The sequence below is a fragment of the Nonlabens ponticola genome, from assembly GCF_003966335.1.
In the GTDB taxonomy this organism is placed as follows: domain Bacteria; phylum Bacteroidota; class Bacteroidia; order Flavobacteriales; family Flavobacteriaceae; genus Nonlabens; species Nonlabens ponticola.
The window spans coordinates 1,632,884-1,657,279 of record NZ_CP034549.1 but is presented as its reverse complement, the minus strand read 5'-3'; the positions used below and the strand labels follow the sequence as shown (position 1 = coordinate 1,657,279).

The 24,396-nt window shown below is 40.8% G+C and carries 21 protein-coding genes and 1 other RNA gene; 7 read left to right on the top strand and 15 right to left on the bottom strand.

The genetic code is table 11. The annotated features are described in order from the left end of the window. Positions 1 to 106 precede the first annotated feature (106 nt). Complete coding sequence (locus EJ995_RS07520) at positions 107 to 1,777, bottom strand: alpha-amylase family glycosyl hydrolase (RefSeq protein WP_126447172.1); 1,671 nt, start codon at positions 1,775 to 1,777, stop codon at positions 107 to 109. 106 nt (positions 1,778 to 1,883) lie between these two features. Here EJ995_RS07520 and EJ995_RS07515 point away from each other — a divergent pair, with 106 nt between their 5' ends. Continuing rightward, complete coding sequence (locus EJ995_RS07515; protein WP_126447170.1) at positions 1,884 to 2,759, top strand: sterol desaturase family protein; 876 nt, start codon at positions 1,884 to 1,886, stop codon at positions 2,757 to 2,759. A gap of 11 nt (positions 2,760 to 2,770) precedes the next feature. Here the strand turns inward: EJ995_RS07515 and EJ995_RS07510 are convergent, their stop codons facing one another. After that, positions 2,771 to 3,577 carry an SDR family oxidoreductase gene (locus tag EJ995_RS07510; RefSeq protein WP_126447168.1) on the bottom strand — a complete coding sequence of 269 codons (807 nt, stop codon included), beginning with the start codon at positions 3,575 to 3,577 and terminating at the stop codon, positions 2,771 to 2,773. Positions 3,578 to 3,622: 45 nt separating this feature from the next. Then, positions 3,623 to 3,722, bottom strand: an RNA gene (ffs, locus tag EJ995_RS07505) — signal recognition particle sRNA small type. A gap of 87 nt (positions 3,723 to 3,809) precedes the next feature. Between ffs and EJ995_RS07500 the strand changes: the two genes are divergently transcribed. From EJ995_RS07500 to EJ995_RS07490, 3 genes are read left to right on the top strand one after another with little or no spacing between them, the layout of a single operon-like run. Then, positions 3,810 to 4,871 carry a glutaminyl-peptide cyclotransferase gene (locus EJ995_RS07500; RefSeq protein WP_126447166.1) on the top strand — a complete coding sequence of 354 codons (1,062 nt, stop codon included), beginning with the start codon at positions 3,810 to 3,812 and terminating at the stop codon, positions 4,869 to 4,871. 6 nt (positions 4,872 to 4,877) lie between these two features. Beyond that, the gene (locus tag EJ995_RS07495; protein ID WP_126447164.1) at positions 4,878 to 5,285 is read left to right on the top strand and encodes an acyl-CoA thioesterase; all 408 of its coding nucleotides are present in this window, start codon (positions 4,878 to 4,880) and stop codon (positions 5,283 to 5,285) included. After that, positions 5,282 to 6,823 carry a right-handed parallel beta-helix repeat-containing protein gene (locus EJ995_RS07490; RefSeq protein ID WP_126447162.1) on the top strand — a complete coding sequence of 514 codons (1,542 nt, stop codon included), beginning with the start codon at positions 5,282 to 5,284 and terminating at the stop codon, positions 6,821 to 6,823. The genes EJ995_RS07495 and EJ995_RS07490 overlap by 4 nt, the downstream gene beginning before the upstream one ends. 368 nt (positions 6,824 to 7,191) lie before the next feature. On the opposite strand, the gene EJ995_RS07485 is transcribed toward EJ995_RS07490, so the two are convergent. From EJ995_RS07485 to EJ995_RS07440, 10 genes are all read right to left on the bottom strand, one after another. Next, positions 7,192 to 8,661 carry a carboxypeptidase regulatory-like domain-containing protein gene (locus tag EJ995_RS07485; RefSeq protein WP_126447160.1) on the bottom strand — a complete coding sequence of 490 codons (1,470 nt, stop codon included), beginning with the start codon at positions 8,659 to 8,661 and terminating at the stop codon, positions 7,192 to 7,194. A gap of 2 nt (positions 8,662 to 8,663) precedes the next feature. Then, positions 8,664 to 10,175 carry a CsgG/HfaB family protein gene (locus tag EJ995_RS07480; RefSeq protein WP_126447158.1) on the bottom strand — a complete coding sequence of 504 codons (1,512 nt, stop codon included), beginning with the start codon at positions 10,173 to 10,175 and terminating at the stop codon, positions 8,664 to 8,666. Positions 10,176 to 10,185: 10 nt separating this feature from the next. After that, the gene (locus EJ995_RS07475; protein WP_126447156.1) at positions 10,186 to 10,611 is read right to left on the bottom strand and encodes a curli production assembly/transport component CsgF; all 426 of its coding nucleotides are present in this window, start codon (positions 10,609 to 10,611) and stop codon (positions 10,186 to 10,188) included. A gap of 2 nt (positions 10,612 to 10,613) precedes the next feature. Beyond that, entirely contained in the window at positions 10,614 to 11,345 is a 732-nt protein-coding gene (locus EJ995_RS07470) for a CsgE family curli-type amyloid fiber assembly protein (protein ID WP_126447154.1), read from the bottom strand. A gap of 1 nt (position 11,346) precedes the next feature. Further along, positions 11,347 to 11,853, bottom strand: coding sequence for a hypothetical protein (locus EJ995_RS07465; RefSeq protein ID WP_126447152.1), 507 nt, complete (start codon positions 11,851 to 11,853; stop codon positions 11,347 to 11,349). Positions 11,854 to 11,919: 66 nt separating this feature from the next. Then, positions 11,920 to 13,194: a hypothetical protein gene (locus EJ995_RS07460; protein WP_126447150.1), complete on the bottom strand. Its 1,275-nt coding sequence runs from the start codon at positions 13,192 to 13,194 to the stop codon at positions 11,920 to 11,922. Between the two features lie 59 nt (positions 13,195 to 13,253). Then, positions 13,254 to 14,522 (bottom strand): hypothetical protein, encoded by a 1,269-nt coding sequence (locus EJ995_RS07455; RefSeq protein ID WP_126447148.1) that lies wholly within the window; start codon positions 14,520 to 14,522, stop codon positions 13,254 to 13,256. Between the two features lie 54 nt (positions 14,523 to 14,576). After that, complete coding sequence (locus EJ995_RS07450; protein WP_126447146.1) at positions 14,577 to 15,890, bottom strand: hypothetical protein; 1,314 nt, start codon at positions 15,888 to 15,890, stop codon at positions 14,577 to 14,579. Between the two features lie 505 nt (positions 15,891 to 16,395). Next, complete coding sequence (gene htpG / locus EJ995_RS07445; protein WP_126447144.1) at positions 16,396 to 18,288, bottom strand: molecular chaperone HtpG; 1,893 nt, start codon at positions 18,286 to 18,288, stop codon at positions 16,396 to 16,398. Positions 18,289 to 18,444: 156 nt separating this feature from the next. Next, positions 18,445 to 19,044, bottom strand: a complete 600-nt coding sequence (locus tag EJ995_RS07440) for a DNA-3-methyladenine glycosylase (protein ID WP_126447142.1) — start codon at positions 19,042 to 19,044, stop codon at positions 18,445 to 18,447. 102 nt (positions 19,045 to 19,146) lie between these two features. Here EJ995_RS07440 and EJ995_RS07435 point away from each other — a divergent pair, with 102 nt between their 5' ends. Continuing rightward, positions 19,147 to 20,286, top strand: a complete 1,140-nt coding sequence (locus tag EJ995_RS07435) for a DEAD/DEAH box helicase (RefSeq protein WP_126447140.1) — start codon at positions 19,147 to 19,149, stop codon at positions 20,284 to 20,286. Positions 20,287 to 20,489: 203 nt separating this feature from the next. Here EJ995_RS07435 and msrB (EJ995_RS07430) read toward each other — a convergent pair whose 3' ends face one another. Continuing rightward, the gene (gene msrB / locus EJ995_RS07430) at positions 20,490 to 20,864 is read right to left on the bottom strand and encodes a peptide-methionine (R)-S-oxide reductase MsrB (protein ID WP_126447138.1); all 375 of its coding nucleotides are present in this window, start codon (positions 20,862 to 20,864) and stop codon (positions 20,490 to 20,492) included. A gap of 43 nt (positions 20,865 to 20,907) precedes the next feature. Next, entirely contained in the window at positions 20,908 to 21,432 is a 525-nt protein-coding gene (gene msrB / locus EJ995_RS07425) for a peptide-methionine (R)-S-oxide reductase MsrB (protein WP_394342067.1), read from the bottom strand. A gap of 122 nt (positions 21,433 to 21,554) precedes the next feature. Here msrB (EJ995_RS07425) and purE point away from each other — a divergent pair, with 122 nt between their 5' ends. Together purE and EJ995_RS07415 are read left to right on the top strand one after the other, a co-directional pair. After that, the gene (gene purE / locus EJ995_RS07420) at positions 21,555 to 22,049 is read left to right on the top strand and encodes a 5-(carboxyamino)imidazole ribonucleotide mutase (RefSeq protein ID WP_164549891.1); all 495 of its coding nucleotides are present in this window, start codon (positions 21,555 to 21,557) and stop codon (positions 22,047 to 22,049) included. A 292-nt stretch (positions 22,050 to 22,341) separates the two neighbouring features. After that, positions 22,342 to 24,396 carry a M3 family metallopeptidase gene (locus EJ995_RS07415; RefSeq protein ID WP_126447136.1) on the top strand — a complete coding sequence of 685 codons (2,055 nt, stop codon included), beginning with the start codon at positions 22,342 to 22,344 and terminating at the stop codon, positions 24,394 to 24,396.

The following is a 24,396-nucleotide window of genomic DNA, read 5'->3' as shown; positions in this document are numbered from 1 at the left end:
CGGGAAACTGCTAATTTGTGTTAAGGCTGGAAATGTTACAGGTAGATTGTTGGGATCACGCTTTCGCGAAAGCGTAATCATTCAAAAATCACCACACGATAATTAATTAAAAATATGGCTCCAGCAGCACTACACCATTTATCGCAGTAGTGATTATTTTACCATCTTCAACGACATGTATTGTATCGCTGTAGGCATTGCGTAGCTCGTCTATGTCAGGAAACACCTTGGACACATCAATGGTAATCTCACCATTTTCTAGTCCAGCTCCTATCAAGACATCATCCTTATAATCGTCTTTTTCATAAAATCTGGCCGCTAGCGTGCCACTACCAGTATGATCGAGACTATAATGCTTACCAGCACCTACTGCTGGATGATCCCTACGGAATCTTCCCAGCTGCTGCCAATGTTCTAACGTGGCATCATCCATATTGTCCCAATTCATGTTTGTTCTCAGGTTTGCATCGCCTTCTGCACCGTCAGCACTTAAAATCCTTGAACTCTCGTCACCGTAATAGATTTGAGAAATTCCTGGCGATAATAGCAGCTTAGTTCCTGCCTCTATACCTGACTCACGTTGAGGATCGTATGGCTGGCCATCATCATGTGAACTTATATAATTCATGAAACTAACGACATCGCTATCTGTCTCCTTGTTGAGATTTGATTTGATGTCAGCATATTTTTGAAATAAGGCTTTATAATTAAGTCCTGCATCTTCCTTAAAACCAAAATTGATCATCGCATCATACCCTACATTAAAATAATCTACGGGCACCTCATTGAAATTGTACGCGCGACCACCAGCCGCGTAATAACCATACAACTCACCAATGATAAAAAACGGATCATTATGAATCATTAGATCTGGATGCTCGTCTTTCCATTGCTCATAAGCAATTTGCGCCTGCTCAATAAAGGTAGCCCATACTTCTTCTTCAACATGCTTAACAGTATCGATTCTAAAGCCATCTACACCAGTCTCGCGAGCGTAGTCTGTGACCCATTTGATTAGATGATTAGCTGGTGTTCTTGCCAATCCAGATTCTTCAAAAAAGGCGTCAAGTTCCTGTACTTCTTCCTCATATCTGACTTCATCTTTCCATTTTTGAACTAGCGCTGGTGGTAGCTCCACTTCTTCCTTACTATCCGTAAGAACATCTGGTAAATTATTAGTAAGTGTACAGCTCACCGCTGTCTCTTGATCTTGATAAGTACACACGGGTCCTGTGCGCACCCAATCTTCTGGCCATACGGGATCTTGTTCAGTTACCGGACCTGCATGATTGATGACCACGTCAAGTAATATTCTGATGCCTTTATCGTGAGCCGCCTGGACTAGTGATTTAAATTCTTCCATCGTTCCATATGCTGGCTCAATGGCTGTCCAATCTTTGGCCCAATAGCCATGGTAGGCATAGGTGTAACCTGTGCCCTCATCTACTCCACCTTTTACTTGTTCAAAGATGGGTGTGAGCCAGATCGCATTGACGCCTAAGTCTGTGAAATAATTTTCTTCAATCTTATTTTGAATACCAACAAAATCACCGCCTTCAAATCCACGTAAGGTTGCCGTCTCTTCATCTCTAGGAACCGTATTATCATTACTTTTATCGCCGTTATTGAAACGATCTGTCAATAAAAAATAGACGTTTGCCGCATCCCAATCAAAATTGGAAACGACCTCTTTGCTCATTTCTTTCTCTTGGGTTTTATCATTTTTACAACCTATTAGCAATACCACGATTAGCGATGCAAGAAAATACTTTTTCATTCGAGAAGATTTTGTTCATCAAAAATAGTAAAGTGAGTCTTACTTAAATATATCTCAACCTACTAACCTTTGTAAAGAGTATCATTGCAATGCGACACCCTTTATAATGGACACATACCTAGACCTATTTCTTAACTCATTCAGTGATTACGCTAATTATCTATGGAGCGAGATCACAACACCGGCGTGGAATAACTATTTCTACTGGTTAATAGGTTTATCCGTTCTTGTGTTTTGTTTGGAGATATGGTTGCCTTGGCGTAAAAATCAAAAAATCCTGCGCAAGGACTTCTGGTTAGATCTATTTTATTTATTCTTCAACTTCTTTTTGTTCTCACTGGTTGGCTATAATGCGATTTCTAATATAGGCGTGCAGCTATTCAATGATCTATTACAAAGCATAGGTCTTGAGAATATGGTCGCGTTTGAATTACAAACCTGGCCAGCCTGGTCACAGCTACTCATCATGTTTGTAGTTGCAGATTTTGTGCAATGGAATATTCATAGATTATTACATAGAGTACCATGGTTGTGGCAATTTCACAAAGTTCACCATAGTGTAAAAGAAATGGGATTTGCCGCACAGTTCAGGTTTCACTTTATGGAAACGATTATTTATAAGACATTACAGTACTTGCCACTAGCAATGATTGGCTTTGGGATACAACAATTCTTTGTGGTACATATGATAGGAGTATTCATAGGTCATTTAAATCATGCGAACCTTAATTGGGATTACGGCCCTTTCAAATACATCTTGAATAATCCCAAAATGCACCTATGGCATCATGCACGCAAACTACCTAATGGCAGAAAGTATGGTGTTAACTACGGGCTGTCGTTGAGTGTTTGGGATTATCTTTTTGGAACAGCGGTGGTTCCCTATCATGATCCTGAGCTTGAATTAGGCTTTCCTGGTGATGAGAATTTTCCTGAAGATCTTGCCAATCAAATGATCTATCCTTTCAAAAAAGGTGAATAATCAAAACCAGATTACTTCAACCCATAATGCTTCTTGAGCATTTTCTCATAGGATTTCTCTGGTAGTATTTTCTTGAGTGTGATAGAAAACTTTTGCAGGAAGCTACCTACTTTATAGTGTATACCTGGATTGGATTGCTGTAGAATTTTGTGAATCACCTGCGCAACTTCAATTGGATCGCTGCCATCCTCTACATGTTCGTCAATAAGGTTGAGTGTGTGCTTGTAACCTGCTGCATAATCACCGTTCTCCTTTACTGGCGCGTGAAATCTACCGGCGGAAATATTTGTAGCAAAATCGCCTGGCGCCACATTGCTAAAATGAATATTCAAGTGTGCGCACTCCATGCGATATGCCTCTGTAGCGATTTCTAGAGCACCCTTACTCGCACTATAGATGCCTCTATAAGGTAATCCCATATAGCCAGCGATACTGGTGATATTGATGACACGACCAGATTTTTGCTTTCTCATATGAGGCAACACGGCTTGCAATACTCTTAGTGGTCCATAAAAATTAGTATCCATCGCATGTTTAACCTCATCGATAGGCGTCTCTTCCATGGGTCCCGTGATTCCTACACCTGCGTTATTTATAAGTATATCAAGTTTGCCTTCTCGTTGGATTAATTCTTCAACAGCCTTATTAACAGAAATTTGATCTTGAACATCAAGCTGTAAGAGAGTAAATGGTAGGTCTGCATACTTCTCGGGACTGCGGCTGGTGCCGTATACTTTGTAGTTTCTATCGTGTAAATACTGGGCGATAGCTTTTCCTATTCCAGATGAACCACCAGTAACTAAAACCACGTTTTTCATAAACAACTAGATATCAGATAGTTAAATTTGAGTATAGCGCACAAAAAAAGGCAAGCTACCTACATCACACCGCTACGACCGCTTACCTTTGCTGCGTTCCCGCCCTGGAGGAGTTCAGCAGGAGCTGGTTGTGTAGGACTTGCCCAGTGCAAATATACAGTGCTCATACAACCTCACAAAGGTTTTGAGCCTGCATTTTTCTCACTATATTTCGCATAGATAAAATGCCATTATGAACTGGAGAAATTCTGTTTTTTTACTAACGATAGCGCTCTCATTATCAGCCTGTAAAACAGAGCTAGAAAAATTTAATAAGAATTATAAGGTCGTTGTAAATAATCCAAAATCGAGCTGGAATGATGGTGATACGGTAAATCTTTCGCTACTAGATGATGCAAACATGGGAATGGACAGCGTTGTATGGAGACAAAACGGTCGTGTGCTGGATGGTGTTGATGGAGTTACGCTTTCGCGAAAGCTAACAAACCAACCACTAGGTAAACTAACCTATGAAGCCACGATTTATCAAAATGGCCGCATAGCAAGAGCTAAGGAAACTATCGAAAAGTATAATACGAAGGCGCCAAAAATATACAAATATCAAGTAGTCAACGAGTATCCACACAGTGATGCCTACACGCAAGGATTGGAGTTTAATGATGCTACCCTGTATGAGAGCGCTGGACAATACAATGAATCAGACATACGCACGACTGACGTTGAAACTGGTGAGATTTTACTAAAGAAGGAACTAGATAAAAATGTTTTTGCAGAAGGTCTGACTATACTGGACAAAACAGTTTACCAACTTACGTGGAAAAGCGGTTATGCCTACACTTATGATCTAGACCTAAACCGCACGGGCGAGTTTGCCTACAATCGCAGTAAAGAAGGTTGGGGTTTGTGCAACGATGGTGAGTACTTGTACAAGAGTGACGGTAGTAATAAAATATGGAAGATTGATCCAGAAACTTTTGAAGAACTGGAGTACATCCAGATAGTATCTGATAAAAAAGTTTTTGAGAAAATAAATGAGCTGGAATGGGTCAATGGGAAAATTTATGCCAATATCTACCAGCAAAACGTAGTGATGATCGTCAATCCAGAAAACGGTGCGTTAGAAGCTGTGATCGATATGAACGGCTTGCAAGACAGACTGGACAAAACGGTAGTAGAAAACTGGAATGATCAAGACAATGTTCTCAACGGTATTGCTTATGATAGCAGCAATGATAGACTGTTTGTAACTGGCAAACGCTGGAATAAATTGTTTGAAATTGCCATCCAGAACTAGAATAAAATGCGTGACGACTTACCAATCTATACCATGGAGCGCACAGTCAATGAAACAGAAATTGACCATCTGAATCATGTAAACAATGTGATGTATGTGCAGTGGGCAAATGATATCGCCATGGACCACTGGTTGAATGCCGCCACTGATGAGATGAAGGACGCATACGATTGGGTCATGATCAAACATTGTATTGAATATAAAAACAGTGCTAAACTAAATGACGAGATCGTCATTAAGACACAAGTTGGTCGAGCAACAAACGTGCGCTATGAGCGTTTTATAGAAATCTATAAAAAGGATGGCATGCAGCTGCTGGCTAAAACCACCAGCGACTGGTGTGCAGTTGACAAATCAGGTAAGCCTGTCCGCATCTCTCAAGAATTGAGAGATTTATTTGAAATACATTCATGAAAAACATAGCGTACTCCATATTATTAGGTACTGTAATTATTCTGTTGGCTTCTTGTCGCAACGATTTTGAATTTACTGAAAGTGTCGGCGCGCTAGAATTCTCACAGGACACTGTTTTTCTGGACACGGTATTTACCAATATAGGTAGCAGTACGAGAACCGTAAAGGTTTATAATCGCAGCGATGAGGATATTCTCATACCACAGGTACGATTAAGACAAGGTGATGAATCGCTGTATCGACTTGCTGTTGATGGAGTGCCTGGTAGAGTTTTTGAAAATGTAGAATTACTGGCAAACGATTCCCTATTTGTCTTTATTGAAACCACTGTCGATATTAATACACAGACCGATGATGATGAGTTCCTTTATCTGGATACGATCGATTTTGGTAGTTCAGGTGATTTCCAATCTGTAGAATTAGTGACCTTGATTAAGGATGCAATTTTTCTTTTCCCAGAGCGAGATGATGAAGGCATTGAGGAATCCTTGTTATTAGGCGTTGACCAAGATGAGAATGAAATACGTATAAGAGGATTTGTTCTAGACGAGGATGAACTCACCTTTACTAATGAAAAACCATATGTGATTTATGGATTTGCTGCCATACCCAATGATCAAACGCTAACTATTGAAGCTGGCGCTAGATTATTTTTTCATGATGGCAGCGGTATTATCGCCTCAAATGAATCAACACTTAAAGTAAATGGTGCTCCTAGCCTAACCGAAGCATTAGAAAATGAGGTGATCTTTCAAGGCGACAGGCTAGAGCCTGCATTTAATGACCTACCTGGACAATGGACTGCCATCTGGCTTACGGCAGGTAGCAAAGATCATGAAATCTCACACCTTACCATACGCAACTCGAGTGTTGGGATTATCATGGATAGTCAGAGCGATGACGATGATGGAGCTACATTACGCATAGATAACACGCAAATTTATAATAGCGCTAATAACGGCATACTTGCATCTACAGCTAGTATTGATGCGGAGAATCTTGTGATCAATAACTCTGGTCAATCATCGGTAGTATTGCGGTTAGGTGGTGAATACAACTTCAATAATTGTACGATCGCAAACTTTTTCCCAAATGGTCTACGCCAGGATCCAGCGTTATTCATTTCTAATACAATTCCTAATAGTGGATTGAGCGAACCCTTGGAGAATGCGGTTTTCACCAACTGCATCATCTATGGCGATAGAGATTTAGAACTGTTGATACTTGATGACGAGGTGAGTGACCTAAATTTCAAATTTGAAAACTCATTGATCAAGTTTGAGGATCGATTTGGCGAGTTGGAAGATATTTCTGTTTATGATTTTAGTAATACAGATTTATACGAGCAGGTCATTCTCAATGAGGAACCATTCTTCAAGAACGCTGCTCGCAATGAATTGCAGATAAGCAATGAAAGTGCGGCAAATGGACTAGGAAATCCAGCGACCGTGGCGTCTCTAGATATAACTCAAGCGGCTCGCGATGCTGGCTCACCAGATGCTGGCGCTTATGAGAGCGTAACTTTTGAAGAGGACTAATTACCAAATCCTTGCTATCTCTATAATTGGTCAACTATAGCAAAGTAGCCTAATAGACCTGCTACATTAAAGCTTAAAGCTTATTTGGAAACCATCGATTAACCGACTAAAAGCAAAATTTTTGGTAAATACATACTTTAATCGCTGTTTCTTGCTTTTGGGTGTTATATTTGACTAATATTTAGAATAAAAGCCTAGTCGGATTCCCTAAGATCCAGCTAGGCTTTTTCAATTTTATGCAGAAGGAACAGCATCATAAATATTGATGTTGCGTAAGTATCATATTCAGTTATCTAGCCCGTTGAACCTTGCTCAGAGATTCAAGACTTAAAAACGGGATACGCATCCCATTTATAGATAAAAGGATGCTATTCCCAATCTGGCATAAATGCATTTTCAAAGGTGTTATTACGTGGATCAACCTGACCCAACTCTAGTATATCAATTGTACCAACGCCTGTATCATCATTATCTCGATTGGTAACAATCACTTGAGCATCAGTAGGTGAGAATCTAGGATCTAGATCATTAGTACCACCAGGTTTATTAAAGGAGATTTCAGTGTTTGATTGATTATTAAACTGATGTATAAAAACGCGACTGTCTAATCTGCGGTAATCACTACTTTCAAACCCAGACACATCACGGCTATATAACAGGCGTGTATTATCGATGCTCAAATCAAGACCACCAGCAGCGCCATCGATTCCTGTCAAAACAGTATTGAGTCTCGTACCACTCTCATTAATGGTAAATATCTCAACATTATACCCATCTAGATCATTGGTTTTTAAAGCTATGACGCCATTATTATAATCAACTTCACTAATAAGATTGCCATTAACCGTTTGATAAACTTGAGTCAAGCCACTACCATTGGTGTTGATGCGGTAAAGTCGATTTTGTGATGGATAATATATAGCCGAACCATTGTTTGCCCAAGCTATATCAATCTCATCCAGATTAAAACCACGTACGGGAACACTGCTACTCACCTGTCGTACATCATTGCCGTTTAAATTCATGGTAAAAAGCTGTGTATTACTACCTACACTGCGCAAGAAAGCAATGCGCCCTACTTGCTTATTGACTCGTGGGCGCCAACTATTGCGCGACTCGTCCGTAAGGGCAATCTCGTTGCCATCACGATCTGCACTGTAAATGACATTATTGTCATCATCTTTACGCACGTACAAGAATCGATTAGCAGGTATTGATTGAGTAGTAAAGCTGTTTAAAGAGCTATTTACTGGATCGTTGATACCATCATTAACCGTCACTTGCCAGAAATAGGTAGTGCCGTACTCAACGGTCACCTCAAGCTCATCTTCCTCAATATCTTCAAAAGTTCTAACACTGTTATCGCTCGCATTCCTCAAGGTAACCGTGTAAGTAAGGCTGTCTTGATCTACATCAAGAGACTCCCATTCTAGCGTAAAGTTGAAGGGTATTTCTACCGCTTCATCCTCAGGAAAAATTAGTTCTGGTGCGCTAGGCGGTTGATTATTTGCCGTGCTTACTTTTAACTCAAACACGAGAGTCGTTTCCTCATCTGTCTCTACATCGGCACTTTCAAAGTCCACTAGAAATCCATCTTTCTCTGCTTTTACGGCATAGGTGCCATTCTCAATTTCTAGTGAGAACTGTCCATCTGCATCAGTAAATGTAGTGCTCGTATTTGGGTTGGTCGATATTTTGACATTTGCTAGTGGCTCAAAACTTTCATCGGCCACTACTCTACCTGTTACAGTTCCCTTGCCGTTGACCTCAACGGTATCTTCCGTACAGGAAATAGCCAATACTAGGATCGATACAATAAATATGATTTTTGCTCTCATGATTAAAGTTGTTGAGATGTGTTATTATTTTGCTTTCGCGAAAGCGGAATCGTAGTATCATTACTACTATCAATGGGCGGTTCTAGACGACTCTTTCTTCTTGCATCTCGAGCTGCCCTGCGACGTTGATAGCGCGCGGAATTATCCTTTGCCTTGCTACCACCAATGTATATATTGATACCAGCGCCAAATTTGTAATAGTGATCATCCTGCTGTCCTGCAACGAGGTTTTCCAGTTCATCAGAAAATACGACATTGTACTCTCCATAAACCTTGAGCCCGATAGCTGGCGTGGCCATGTATTCAAAGCCTAGGCCTGCTTGAGCTTTAAAATCCACTACTTGTAAAGAATTAGCATAATTGAGTCCAGCGCCACCATAGGCATAAGGAGTGAATTTTTCAAACGGTAACACGGTCAACTCTAGATTGAGATCACTACTGCTAAATTCTCTATTGAATAAATCAGTATTCTTCAATCGATATCTATTAATACTACCATAAATTCCCAGATGTGGTGAGAAATTATATTTCAACCCACCCGTGATAGAATATTCATAGTATGGGTCAGGTAAATCGTTGTTAGCATAGGTTCCACCAGCACCTATATCCAGTCTCCAGCGACTGCGTCGATCAAGAAGATCGCGTTGATAAACGTCAGTACGCTCTGCCACTTCTTTTTCCTGACGGTAGTCAGCAATCATCTTATTAGCGACTGGCTCGCCACCTGCTGGATACCATAAATCTGCGCTGATACCTTCTACTATAAGAGCTTCTACGGCCTTTTCAATAGCTTCTTTTACAGCTAATTGTCCTGGCTCGTTGCGCGTGAAACCGGTTTCTGCCTCTAGTAATCGTTTGAAGTTCACGTACCTGAAAAGGCTCGCATCTACAGCTTGTGAGTAAATAGATTTAGAAACATAAACCGTTTTCATGATGGCACCATTCTTAGTAGAGACTACTCTTAAGTAAACGGTAACTCGATCTTGACGATATTTTGTAGAACCACCAGCGCCAAAGTATCTCGCGCCGACACCACCGGTAAGTACATTAGTATCATAAGAAACGATACCACCTTCTATCAAGACACCCGCATAAAGTAATGGTGGCAAGTCTTTTACCTGGGTGTTTGTCTTTTGTGCAAAATCCTTGCGAGTTGAAAGAATAATATTGCGTTCATTAATAAGATTACCTAAGTTTTCTCGCTCTATCGGTGTGAACCATTTAGAATCTTCTAGTGCCTTTACAAGAATAGTAGTACCACCTTGAGTAACGGCATTGCTAAAGGTTGAACCAGACTCTGCCTGTTTGAACTGTCCTGTTTGATCCTCAAATTTATATACGCCTACAACCGCTGGTGCAACAGGTGGCGGCAATTCTCTCAAACGCAACGTGGCGTCTGTAGTTTCTCCTACTCGCGCATTTTGAGTATCAAGTGGCTGATTAAAGTAGGCTCCACAACTTGAAAAAAGTAAGCACAAGAGTACGAGCCCTATTGGGTTGATTGATTTTTTCATGGACACCGTTTTAATTTGTAGGTATAACTACTTGAGTGGTGTCTCCTGTGTTAGTATCGAGAATGTTTACCACAAGTCCATCTAACGACTCTAGAACTTCTACCTCTAGACTACCAAAACTGAAAGTTCCTGGTTCTAACCCATCATTAAGATCAATTTGAGCATTGATTAATGATCTGGATAATTGACTTAAGATTTGTCGGTTAAGTCCGTCTGCAAAGCTATCAAGCTCTGATTGTGGATCGTTGAGTCCACGTTGCGCGGGATCTGTGAATTTATTTTGTTGTTCAGCACTTTGAATAAGCCACTGATAATTAAACGTATCACCGCCAAAGGCTGGATTGATAGGTTTATAAACAAGTTGTTGAGCGTTACTTGTTGCCGCAAGGCAAAGTAAAATTAACAACGTGAGCGGTGTTGTAATTTTGTTGAGCATTATTAATAATTTTTAATGGCGGCTTCTTGCGCCTTGAGTGATTCAAATTTGTTATACACTTTGTAGATGGCATTATCGCCCATTTGTTCTATATACTTTTCAGTAGGATTCAGAAAAAATTCAAATACGAGATCTCTACCTACCAGTACTTCTACCTTAGAAGTTCTACCTTGACCAAATACTTCTTTGATGGTCACGATTTCACTACCGTTGATATTGTAAAACCTATATTTCTCATAGAAATAGTCATAGAATTTGCGAGCAGGCGCAGTGCGCAATTTTTTGAGCACGATACCTTTAAATTCTATACCATCATACGCTGTTGATTGGACTACCGCGATTTCTCGAGTATTGGGTTCTATTCTTTTAATCTCCTTGCCTAGTAACTTATCATCAACATCATATATTAACAACATGATCGTTATCAAATCTGGTATATTGAGATTGACACTTGTTTTTGACAACAGTACCTTATCACTAGCCTTGAGAACTGTTCTTCCTGTTTGCTTATTTTTAGTACTGTTACCACTTGCGGTATCTTTTCTTATCACTGCGAGTTCATACCTGATTCCCTGATCAGCACTTGTAAGATTAGTTGCTATACCGGTAATGTTTACAAATCCTTCCTTATCCTCTAATTCAATAACAGCCTTTACTTCCCTATTGTAAAAACTTTCTTGAGCATGCACCATTGAACATGGGATCATTAATAAGAATAAAATGATTCTAGCCATTCTAAAAATGAATTACAAATGCCGCAGCACCGTTACCAGTTTGATTGATTTGCAATCTTTCAGAAATGCTATTTCTACCAGCACTTATTACCGTATTGTAACTACCGTCTTGAATTAAATCAACATTATGTGTTCTTGCTCCATGCACACTATAATCAATGAATAAATTGCTATTTCCCCTTTGCAATACATTCTCTCTAATAGATGTAGCATTAAGCTTTATAAAACTTTGATTAAAATTTCCAGATTGGAATAGATTGATTTCGCTATTATCAGACGCTGCCGTAACAGATGCCTGATTACCAAAACCTGCCTGTTCAATAAACACAGAATTACCTCTAGTAACAGGATTGTTAGAGGCATTAGCTTGATTGTTTGAAATAAAATTGAGTTGCTCATTAGATGTTTCTAAAGAGTTTGAATTCACGACTTTCTTGTCTTCTTTATAAGTCTGAGCAACTGCAAGAAAACTGGAAAAGAATAAAACTAAAATCAGATACCATTTCATAAGCTTCAATTATAAAATGTTGGGATGCTACCCTACTTCACATCCCAACATTATTTATTAAATTAATTAGTCATCAAAACGACGCTTGATTGTTGCTGCTCTTTGAGTTTGAGCAGTCAAAGCAACATTTGCGTTGCGTTGTGTAACAGTTGCAGTGTTGTAACCTTCTGCTACCGTACCACCAATACCTGGACGATTTTGCTTTATGATACTGTGTTGTCTATCACCTGTCTGGTCAACAAATGATACATTACCATGTGCTCCTTGATCAATACGAGAAATATTTCTGATCCCAGATTGAATGCTATTTGCTAGATTTCCTGCATCTTGACCCATCGCCTGAGTAGTTACAGAACTATTACGCTCACCGTACTGCTCCTGGAAAGAACTGTTGTTGTTTCCAAATTGATTAGAGGTAGCTCTGTTGTTTTCTCCTTCTTGCCATTGATCGGTCAAATTATTTCCTCCAGTTGATACACCAGCGGTATTTTGTCTCGCCACAGCAACGTTGTCAGAACCTGATTGCGTTTGGAAGGCCGTATCACCAGTCAAGAATTGATCAGCAAATGCCTCGTTACCGTCTCCAGTTTGTACTTGTTGTACAAATGCTCCAGAAGCAGCTGTTGCTGCATCACCTTGATTGGCCTCAGCATAATTATCGTTTCCAGGACCACTTTGAATTTGTACAAGGTCGTTGCCGTCACCATACTGAGTACCTATCGCGGTATTAGCGAGAGCACTACCATTAGGATTAGAGCGCTGATCTTGAAAAGCGCGATTACCAACACCAGTCACTTGATCATTTCTTTGAAGGATAGATGCTTCATTATCATCAAATCCTTGAAAAACGGTGGCAAAGTTATCCTTACCGTCTTGATCGATGACAGATATGTTATTTTCTGCCTTTTGAGCAGTCATGCTTCCTTGCGCAAGAATTGCCTCGTTATCAAGACCTACTTGTGTACTGAATAGACTGTTTGCATCACCAGATTGATCTGCAACAAGACTATTTCCAGAGCCATCTTGAATAGCTGATGAATAATTTGCCTCACCACTTGCGGCAGTTACATTACCCCATTGACGTAAATCAACCGAGTTGCGGTTCATTTTAGCAGCTCCTGTTTGTAGGATGAATGATCCATTTGCAGTTCCTTGTTGTTCTACAAAGGCATCACTACCTATTCCAACCTGATCAATTTCAGAGTAGTTGCTACCTACAGTAGCACCTGCCTTAGGATTTGTCTTTACAACTGGCGTGGTTACCGCTTTACGTACCGGACCTTGAGCCATAGCTACTGATCCACCTAAAAGGATAGCAGCCGTTATTATTGTGTACTTCATAATTCGTTTTTTAATATTAATAATCCACCAGTGTTCACTGGTGGATTAAAAAAGGTTGATTAATTGTTGAAGTGTCTCTTGACAGCTGCTGCTCTTTGAGTCGCACGAGTCAATGAAACGTTTGCATTTCTTTGAGTTACGGTTGCCGTATTGAAGCCAGCATTAGGTCTCGCAGATGCATTTTGAGAGGCATTTTGATTTACCACACTGTGATGGCCATCTCCTAACTGATCTACCATAGCACTATTTCCATCAAGGTTTTGAGTAATTGCAGATATATTAGCATCTCCTCTTTGAATAGAAAGAGCTAGATTACCAGCAACTTGTCCAGCGCGTTGTTTGATTGTAGAGACATTATTAGTTCCGTACTGCTCTTGAAAAGCATCTTGATTAAATCCGTTTTGATCAGCACGAGCTTCATTATCAGATCCATCCTGGAACTGTGCCGCATAGTTATCTGCACCAATAGTAGGAAGTGTATTTTGCTTTACTTCTGCAAGGTTGTCAGACCCAACTTGCTCCTGGAAAGATTCATCATTCACACCAAATTGGGTATTGTATGCTTCATTTCCTTCACCAGACTGTACCTGCTGTGCAAAAGCAGTTGTTGCTGCAGTTGTTGCATTACCTTGATTAGATTGCGCGTAGTTTCCAGAACCTGGACCTTCTTGAATTTGGACCAATTGATTACCATCACCATACTGCTCACCTATTGCACGGTGTCCTGCAGACTGGTTAGGATTAGCTTTTTGACTTTGGAATGATTTGTTACCTACACCCGCAACCGCATCATTACTTTGTAAAATGCTTGACTGATTGTTATCCCAACGCTGCTGTACTTCCGCATCATTGCCTAGACCTGACTGATCTACTAAAGCTAAATTACCTTCAGCTTGCTGCGGTCCATCAGCGCCTTGTTGTACCAGTGCGGCATTATCAACACCATCTTGAGTACCAAACATCTGGTTTAGATCACCTTGTTGAGTCACCATAAACTCATTTCCAGCTCCTACCTGTGCGATGTCTGAGTAGTTTAAGTGACCGCTAATGCTAGGCTGTACATTACCATGTTGTAGTACGTCAGCCACGTTGCGATTTCCATTGTCAGTACCTGCCTGAGCAATGAATGAACCGTTTGCGGTACCTTGTTGTGCCACAACAGCATCACTACCTATACCTGATTGATCAACCTTAGAAGAGTTGCCACCTTGCGCAGCGCTCGCAGTTGAAATTGTCTGTGCAACAGGTGCCACTATAGGTTGTTGCGATTGTGCTGCAGCTATCGATCCTACCAATAGAGCTGAAGCAGTTATAATTAAATGTTTCATAATGTGTGTTTTAAAGATCCAGATGAGATAAAAACCTCACCTGGATAAAATGTTTTAGTTGTTATTGTTACGTACTCTTTGAGCAGCTGGCGTTCCTACAAAAGTGCGAGATTGAGCTGGCGAGAAAGAAACGTTTGCATTACGTTGAGAAACAGTTGCAGTATTGAATCCTTGTGCTCCTGGAGCTGATGTTCCGTTAGCATTTTGGTTAATTATTGATTGGTGACCATTCCCTAATTGGTCAACAAATGATACGTTACCTCTTGTTTTTTGAAGTATATCAGATTGGTTCAACGCTCCACTTTGTAAAGTAGTTGCTAGATTTGCTTCTAGTGGATTCACGCCACCTCTTTGCTCAATGTTAGAAATGTTGCCTTCACCAAATTGTTCTTGATATGCCTCATTCAAAGAACCATTTTGCTTTACATAGGCACTGTGATCATCTCCACTTTGATATTGCATAGCAACCATATCATTACCACTTGCAGGATTATCAGCCTGAATAGCTTGTGCTGTGTTGCCGCTACCGTCTTGTTCTTGATACAATGTGTTATCTACTCCTATTTGAGTTGCGTAAGCTTCATTTAATGAACCAGTTTGAACTTGTTGCACAAATCCTCCTTGAGCAGCATCTGTTGCATTACCTTGTAAGGCCTCAGCATAGTTACCGTCACCAGGCCCTACCTGAAATTGCGCCAATTCATTACCTTCACCCCATTGCTCACCTATTGCTACATGACCCGCAGACTGATTTGGATTAGCTACCTGATCTTGGTAGGAAACGTTACCACTGATCGCGCCAACACTATTTCTTTGAGTGATTGATGACTGATTGTTATCAAAACGTTGCTCAACAGAGGCTACGTTGATTGATCCATCCTGATCGACTATTGCTAAATTCCCTTCAGCCTGCTCAGCAGTGTCATCACCTTGTTGTACGTATACATCATTGTCTAGACCTACTTGAGTAGAGAACATCTGGTTAAAGTCACCTTCTTGGGTACCGTAAAATGTATTACCTGCACCATTTTGATCAACTTCTCCATAGTTTCCTTCACCACTAAGAGCAGTTACATTACCCCATTGTCTTACAACAACATCATTACGATTGGCATTGTCGCTTCCTACTTGAGAAATAAAGGAGCCCTGTGCTGTACCTTGTTGTTTCACAGTGGCATCACTACCTATACCGGCCTGATCGATGTCAGAATAGTTGCTTCCTGCGCTTGCACCTGCAGTAGGTATGGTGACCACGCGTGGTGCGATAGTTTGAGCTGTTCTTGTGGGAACAGTCTGTGGTGCTGGTTGCTGTGCCATCGCAAAGCCGCCTGCCAGTAGTGCCGAAGCACAAAGAATTACTCTTTTCATAATTAAATATTTAGAATTAATAAATACACATTATGAGCTATCAAATTAGATCTTACGCATCTAATTCAACATTTACAGGGACACAAGTCCATTTCAACAAGGGAATTTCACTTTCAACAGTTTGGGGATAACCATTGGCTAATTTTTAAGATCAAAAGGGGCATGATCTCAACTACAAATCAGACATGTCAAATATAGCATTACTTCCTACCTATATTCCTAATACCGTTTATCGAATAATTGCTTTTGACTAATTTTTACATAAAATTTTATCTGCAAAATCAATGGATTAGAAGAATATGTTAAATCTTTGTTAACACGTTGAAATACAATGTTTGACAATATTTCCTACAACTGCAATTAGCAAATGTGAATCTTAAAAGGAATTTTTGTTGAAGTAATTACCATAAAAAAGTAAACATAATTTTAAGAAACTTCAGGCTTTAGATTTAGAGCATAAAAAAAGCTCCCGTATAGGAGCTTTTAATCAAAATATATAGTTTATCTACTTGATCAACTCATAACTTCTGTTGACAAATTGAGTCAACGCTTCACCTTTTAAAAGTCCTTGGGATAACCTGGCCAAATCAAAAGATTGCTGGATCAATCGATCCTTTTTCTTCTTCGTTTTAGTACTAAATATCTCTTGAACCAACTCATGGTTTGCATTGACTACAAGATTGTACATGTCTGGCATGTTACCAAAGCCCATCATGCCGCCACCGCCACCAGTTGCCTGCATCTCTTTCATGCGACGCATGAACTCTGGTTGTGTGATGATGAATGGCGCTGCATCACTGCTCATAGGTTCTACTTGAACAGTGAAGTTGCTGTTGTCTATAGCTTCTGTGATACTGGTTTTCAATTCTTCCTTCTCGTCATCAGACAACTTTGATATTTGATCTTCTTCTTTCTTAATCAAATTATCTACATGATCTGCATCCACACGGGCAAAGCTTACTTTCTCTTTAGAGGTTTCTAGCTTTTGCATCAAGTGGCTCACGATCGGCGAGTCTAACAATAAAACTTCATAACCTTTGTCTTTAGCAGCTTTCAAGTAGCTGTGCTGCTCGTCCTTGTTAGATGCATATAATATGACCGTCTTATCATCCTTATCAGTTTGAGTAGGTTTGATCTTGTCCATCAACTCACTCCAGGTGTAATAAGTACCATCGACCGTAGGATATAATGCAAAGGCATCGCTCTTCTCAAAGAATTTCTCCTCACTCAACATACCGTACTCGATGACGATCTTGATATCGTTCCACTTTTCTTCAAAAGCCTTGCGGTCTTCGTTGAATAAGGACTTGAGCTTATCTGCTACTTTACGGGTGATGTAGCTGGATATTTTCTTAACAGCACCATCAGCTTGCAGATAAGAACGAGAAACATTCAGTGGTATATCTGGACTGTCGATGACTCCACGCAGCATAGTCAGGAATTCTGGTACGATTCCTTCCACATTATCCGTTACAAACACTTGATTTTGATACAGCTGGATGCGATCCTTTTGCACGTTTAGGTCCTGTGTCATTTTTGGGAAATACAGGATACCCGTCAAGTTGAATGGATAATCTACATTCAGGTGAATATTAAAGAGAGGCTCCTCAAATTGCATTGGGTACAACTCTATATAAAACTCCTTATAATCCTTGTCTTCTAGCTCGCTAGGCTGCTTGGTCCATGCTGGATTAGGATTATTGATGATATTATCGACTTCTTCAGTCGGTGCTGGATCATCTTCTTTGGCGTCTTCTGGCTTGTCTAGCGTGATAGTCTTCGTACCAAATTTGATAGGCACTGGCATGAACTTATTGTACTTGACCAATAGCTCACGTATGCGGCTTTCTTCTAGAAACTCTTGCTCATCGTCAGAGATGTGCAAAATGATCTCGGTACCAAAGTCTTTCTTATCTGCCGCCTCGATCGTATAGTTAGGTGATCCATCACAGCTCCAGTGCACTGCTGGCTCGTCCTTATATGATTTGGTCATGATCTCAACCTTATCAGCCACCATAAAGGCACTATAAAACCCAAGACCAAAGTGACCAATAATACCACTATCGCTAGCCGTATCTTTATATTTCTCTAGAAATTCCTCAGCTCCAGAAAAGGCCACCTCATTGATGTACTTCTGCACCTCATCCTCGGTCATACCTATACCTTGATCAATAATATGCAGCTTCTTGCCGTCCTTATCGATCTTCACTTCAATTTGCTGGTCGCCCAACTCTACACTCGCCTCGCCTATGCTGGCTAGGTGCTTCAATTTTAGTGTAGCATCGGTCGCATTGGATATCAATTCTCTTAAAAAAATCTCGTGATCGCTATACAGGAACTTCTTGATTAATGGGAAGATGTTCTCTACAGCAACATTAATTTTTCCTTGTTGTGACATATTTTATGTGTTTAAATTTAATTGTGATAGTTACGCTTTCGCGAAAGCAAAAACACAACCAACCTCACTGGTCAAATCAAGTACCAAACTAGTTTTTTGACATGCTGGCAGATTAGCCCTGGAATTCCTAACTAAAACCTGTCAAAAGATCACGGTCTAACGCTTGCTCACAAATTTTGAAGTATTGAGGTAAAAACGCCACGGTAGATCTTTATCCTCATCGGCATAGTCAATACCTATGCGCTTGCTTATAATGATTTCCTCAGGATCAATGGATTTATTTGATTCTTCAATCCATACGGTATCGCCGGTAAGATCTGCGCCGTAATGAGATTTGTCCAGCGCAAAGGCCTTGCTAAAATTACCAGGACCTGAGGTCAAAGTCTTGTCCAGCTTTTCCTTGCCACGACGTTGCTTCATAATGTCAATACCATCAATAGGCTCCACAGCTCGTATTAATATCGCATCTGCATTATCCTGAGTATTGGTAATGATATTGAACAAATGATGGATTCCGTAACATAGGTAAACGTAAGCCACGCCACCAGTCTCATACATAATTTTGGTGCGATCTGTAAACCTGCCTAAATGCGCATGACAAGCTTTGTCATCATAACCTCTGTAGGCTTCAGTCTCTGTGATGATTCCGCTAGTGCGGTTGCCATCAATTATAGATACAATGGTTTTACCTATTAAATCTCTGGCGAGAAAAACAACGTCTTGTTTCTCATAATAGGACTGCGGTAATTTGTTCATACTCTAAATATAAAGAGTGATCTATCAGACTGAATTATCCATCCAGTGACTTAGCATAGGTTTAGCAATTCTTACCATTACCTTTGCATCTCACAACACTTTATGACTTTTAGCGATTTAAAGCTTGACGGCGCGTTCATTAGCCAACTTGAAAAGGATAATTTCCCTAATCCAACACCTATCCAACAACAGGCGATACCGCCTATTCTTGATGGAAAGGACGTGCTGGGAATTGCTAAAACTGGTTCGGGAAAAACGATTGCCTATGCCCTACCGCTTTTGCAACGATTGCATGGCAAAAAATCGGCAAACAGAGAAATAGCTGCGCTGGTGATGGTTCCAACTAGAGAGCTTGCCGTCCAAGTAAGTGATGCGCTAATTCATTTCTCAAAAGCGATGAAGCAACCACTCATTACCATGCCTGTTTATGGTGGTGTGAGTATCAATCCGCAAATGATGATTATCAATAGTGTGGATATTCTAGTTGCCACGCCAGGCCGTTTGTTGGAATTGGTAGAGAAAAACGCGGTAAGTCTTAAGAAAACTGAGATTCTTGTTTTGGATGAAGCCGACAAAATGCTATCCATGGGTTTCAAGGATGAGATGGATAAGGTTCTGGACCACTTACCATCAAAAAAGCAATCCTTATTATTTTCTGCCACCTTTACAGAAAAAGTATCGCTGGTTATTCAGCGCATGGGAATTGATCCAGTCGTCATCAACGTTCAAGTACCTGAAGAGGACCTATCACTGATCAAGCAATTAGGCTACCGAGTAACACCTGAAAAGAAAGGTGTATTACTCAGGCATTTAATTGAGCAGCACGACATGAAACAGGTCATGATATTTTGTTCATCTACTTATCAAGTAGAACACGTGAATGACAAACTCAACACTAACGGAATCAAATCCAAAGCCATTCACGGTAAGAAAGCGCAAGGAACACGACAAGGTCATTTAAATGACTTTAAAAACTATGCAGAAACTGGTGTGCGCTGTCTAGTAACGACAGATCTGCTATCTCGTGGTATTGACATTGAGTTCTTGCCTTACGTCATAAACTATGAATTGCCTCGATCACCAAAAGATTACATTCACCGCATAGGCCGCACAGGTCGTGCCGAGAATCCAGGAACGGTTATCAATCTAGTAACGCCGGATGAATCCCACCATATGCGTGTCATCCAGAAAAAAACCAAAATGAAAGTCTGGATGGAAGATTTACCAGAGTGGAACAGCTAAATAGTATTTAGTTATCAGTTATCGATTAATAGTTGACCATGCCTGAATAGAATTGTCTTTTTTCAGTGATCATAAAAACAGCAACTAAGAACTGAAATCTGCGACTGAAAACTGTAAACCGAAACTTAACACTGCGAACTGTGACTAAAAATCAAAAACAAAACCGTCTTAATACTTCATACTAACTACTTAAACTACTCAAACTACTTCTTCTCAAAGTCAAGACTCAAACTATTTACACAGTGTCTGATGCCTGTGTTGGTAGGTCCATCATTGAATACGTGACCCAAATGGCTACCGCAATTGGCACATAAAATCTCGGTGCGTATCATGCCGTGTGTGGCATCGCGTTTGCGCTCGATAGCACCTTCAATCTCATCGTCAAAGGATGGCCAGCCGCAACCACTGTCAAATTTTGCTTCAGATTTGTAGAGCTCGTTACCGCAAGCAGCACAGCTATACACGCCATCTTCATAATGTGTGTTATACTCACCTGTAAATGGTCGCTCAGTGCCTTTTTCTCTAAGGATATGATACTGTTCTGGCGTGAGTTTACTCTTGAATTCTTCTTCTGTCATGATGCTATTTTGATAGTTTGCTTTCGCGAAAGCGTAACCAGTATTAATCTCTATTCAATGGTGGCAGTTCCTGTCCTTCTGGCACAAAATCCAGTGCCACACCATTTATACAGTGACGCTTACCCGTTGTATCTCTTGGTCCGTCGTCAAACTCGTGACCCAAATGACTACCACAAGTCGCGCATTTGAGCTCCGTACGAGCATAGCCAATTTTATAATCTACATCACGTTCTACTTGACCATCGATGGCGCGGTCATAACTAGGCCATCCAGTTCCTGACTTGAATTTGTGTTTGTTGTCATAAACAGGCGCCTTGCAAGCTGCACAAACCAGTGTTCCTGGACTCGTCTCATCATTCAGCGGACTTGTGAACGGTCGCTCAGTTCCTGCCTCGCGCAGTACATTGAATTCCTCGGCGGTGAGTTGCTTTTGCCATTCTTGCTCCGTTTTAGTGATTTCATATTCTTTTCGCTGGTCGTCTGCCATGGCAGTTTCATTGCCTTCCTGTGCGTTAGACTTACAGGAAACGGCACTTACCAGGATTGCAGCTGCTATAAATTGCTTGATCATTGTTCTATTTTTTCTAAAATTAATCCACAACCATACCATGTACTGTTGCGGCTATGTTAATCCTGTCAAAACTATGGATCACACCTGCTTATACTTTTCATATTTCATACTTTTACTCTATGAATAAAAAAGTCGCCATTATCATGGGTAGTACCAGCGATCTGCCCATCATGCAGCAAGCCATTGATATTCTTAAGGAATTGGACATCGAGACCGAGGTTGATGTGGTCAGTGCGCATCGCACACCAGAGAAAATGTTTGATTTTGGCACCACAGCTCACGAGCGTGGCATTGCTGTAATTATCGCTGGCGCTGGCGGCGCAGCTCACTTGCCTGGTATGGTGGCGAGTTTATCACCATTACCTGTAATCGGTGTTCCTGTAAAGTCTAGCAATAGCATCGACGGCTGGGATAGCGTGCTGTCCATCCTACAAATGCCAGGTGGCGTTCCTGTGGCAACGGTAGCCCTTGATGGTGGTAAAAATGCAGGTATTCTCGCAGCGCAAATAATTGGTGCCACTCAAGAAGATATGCGATCTAGAATTATGGCCTACAAGCAATCGCTCAAGGAAAAAGTGATTGCAGGATCAAAGCAACTGCGTGATAATGGCTAGCAATTACCGCTGGTTTTCTATTATTTCATTGATATTAACCGCGGCATGGCTATGTTATGAACTAACATTACGCCATCAAGTTCGCTGGCATTTTCTCACCACTGGCTCAATTCATTTTATACTTGCCATCATTATCAATCGCCAATTCACAAGTGCCAGGATTAATTGGCTAGGCAACGCACATATAGCAGCTACTATGATATTTTTCGCTTACGGTTACATCTTCTTATAACGCACGGTATTTAACAAATCCCTATACATCATTCATCTTTTGGATGGTACTTTTACCTACATGAGTAAAAGCAATCCATTACTGTCCACGTTTAAGACACCGTTTGATACCGCACCATTTTCCGCTATCGATGAGGCGCATTTTGAGCCCGCTTTCGCGAAAGCGATATCCCTAGCCCAATCTCAAATAGACGACATAGTCAATAATTCCCAGCCAGCGACATTCACAAATACCATCGAGGCGCTGGACAGCAGCGGTGATACATTGAGCCGTATAAGTTCCATATTTTTCAATTTGAACAGTGCCGAAACCACTGACGAGATCCAACGCATCGCCCGTGAGGTGAGTCCTATTCTCTCCAAATTTGGGAACGATGTGACGCTCAATCAGGAGCTTTTCAAACGAGTCAAAAGCGTTTATGATCAGCGCGACGAGTTAACACTTGATCCTGAACAAGCAACGCTACTAGAAAAACAATACAAGAGATTTGCTCGCAACGGTGCCAATCTTACAGAAGAAAGCAAGACAAGATTACGCGAGATTGACGTGCGCCTAGCGCAATTGACGCTAGGATTTGGTGAGAACGTTCTTGCCGCAACGCAGGAATTTGAATTGCACATTGAAGACAAGGATCAACTCGCTGGTTTGCCAGATACCGCGCTGGAAGCTGCAGCAGATGAGGCAAAAAGCCGCGAGAAATCGGGCTACGTTTTTACATTGGATTATCCTAGTTACCTACCTTTTATGACTTATGCAGACAATCGTGAGCTGCGTGAGAAATTATCGAAAGCCTTTGGTGCTAGAGCCTACAGCGGAGAGCATAGCAATCAGGATAATGTTTTGGAAATTGTACAGCTGCGTTATGAACGTGCGCAATTACTAGGATATGAGACTCATGCACATTTTGTGCTGGAAGAACGCATGGCCATGTCACCAGAGCGCGTCAATGAGTTCTCACAAGAATTGCTGGAGAAAGCAAAGCCGGCCGCCAAATCAGAGTTTGAAGAACTAACTGGCTTTGCCCATCAATATCTTAAAGAAAATAAACTGCCATCCATCAAGAAATTACAAAAATGGGATGGTGCTTATTTTGTCGAGAAAATGAAAAAACAGCGGTTTGATCTTGATGATGAATTGCTCAAACCTTATTTCAAGCTAGAAAATGTAATTGATGGCGCCTTTGAAATTGCACAGCGATTGTATGGACTGAGCTTTAAGTTGAATAAAGAAATAGACACCTATCACGAGGATGTAATGGTGTATGAGGCACGCAATGAAGATGGCTCACTTAACAGCATTTTCTACGCAGATTTCTTTCCGCGTAAAGGGAAGCGAAATGGTGCGTGGATGACTAGTTTCAAAGAACAGTACATGGATAGCGATAAAAACGTGAGACCGCATGTATCTATCGTCTGTAATTTTACCAAGCCAACCCAAACCAAACCGTCTCTGCTCACATTCAATGAGGTGACGACCCTATTTCATGAATTTGGACATGCGCTTCACGGTATGCTTGCAAACACGACCTATAAAGGATTGTCAGGAACATCAGTATTTTGGGATTTTGTAGAGTTGCCTAGTCAAGTATTGGAAAACTGGTGCTATGAAAAAGAATCTCTAGAACTTTTTGCCAAACATTATGAGACTGGTGAAGTCATTCCAGCAAAGTATATCGACAAAATCAAGAAAGCATCCAACTTTCATGAGGGCTTGCAAACATTACGACAACTATCCTTTGGTATGCTGGATATGAGTTGGCATGGTGTAGATCCATCAGGAATTGACAATGTAAAGAAATATGAGCGCAAGACCTTTGAACACACAGATTTATATCCAGATGTAGAAAGTAGTTGCATGAGTACCGCTTTCTCGCATATCTTTCAAGGTGGATATAGTGCAGGATACTATTCTTACAAATGGGCCGAAGTCTTGGATGCTGACGCTTTTGAATTATTTAAAGAGAAAGGCATTTTCAACCGTGAGGTAGCCACTAGGTTTAAAGACCATGTGCTATCAAAAGGTGGAACTGAAAATCCAATGTTGTTATATACTCGCTTCCGCGGAAGCGAACCCAAAATAGACGCGCTGCTCAAAAGAGCTGGTCTCGTCGCATAA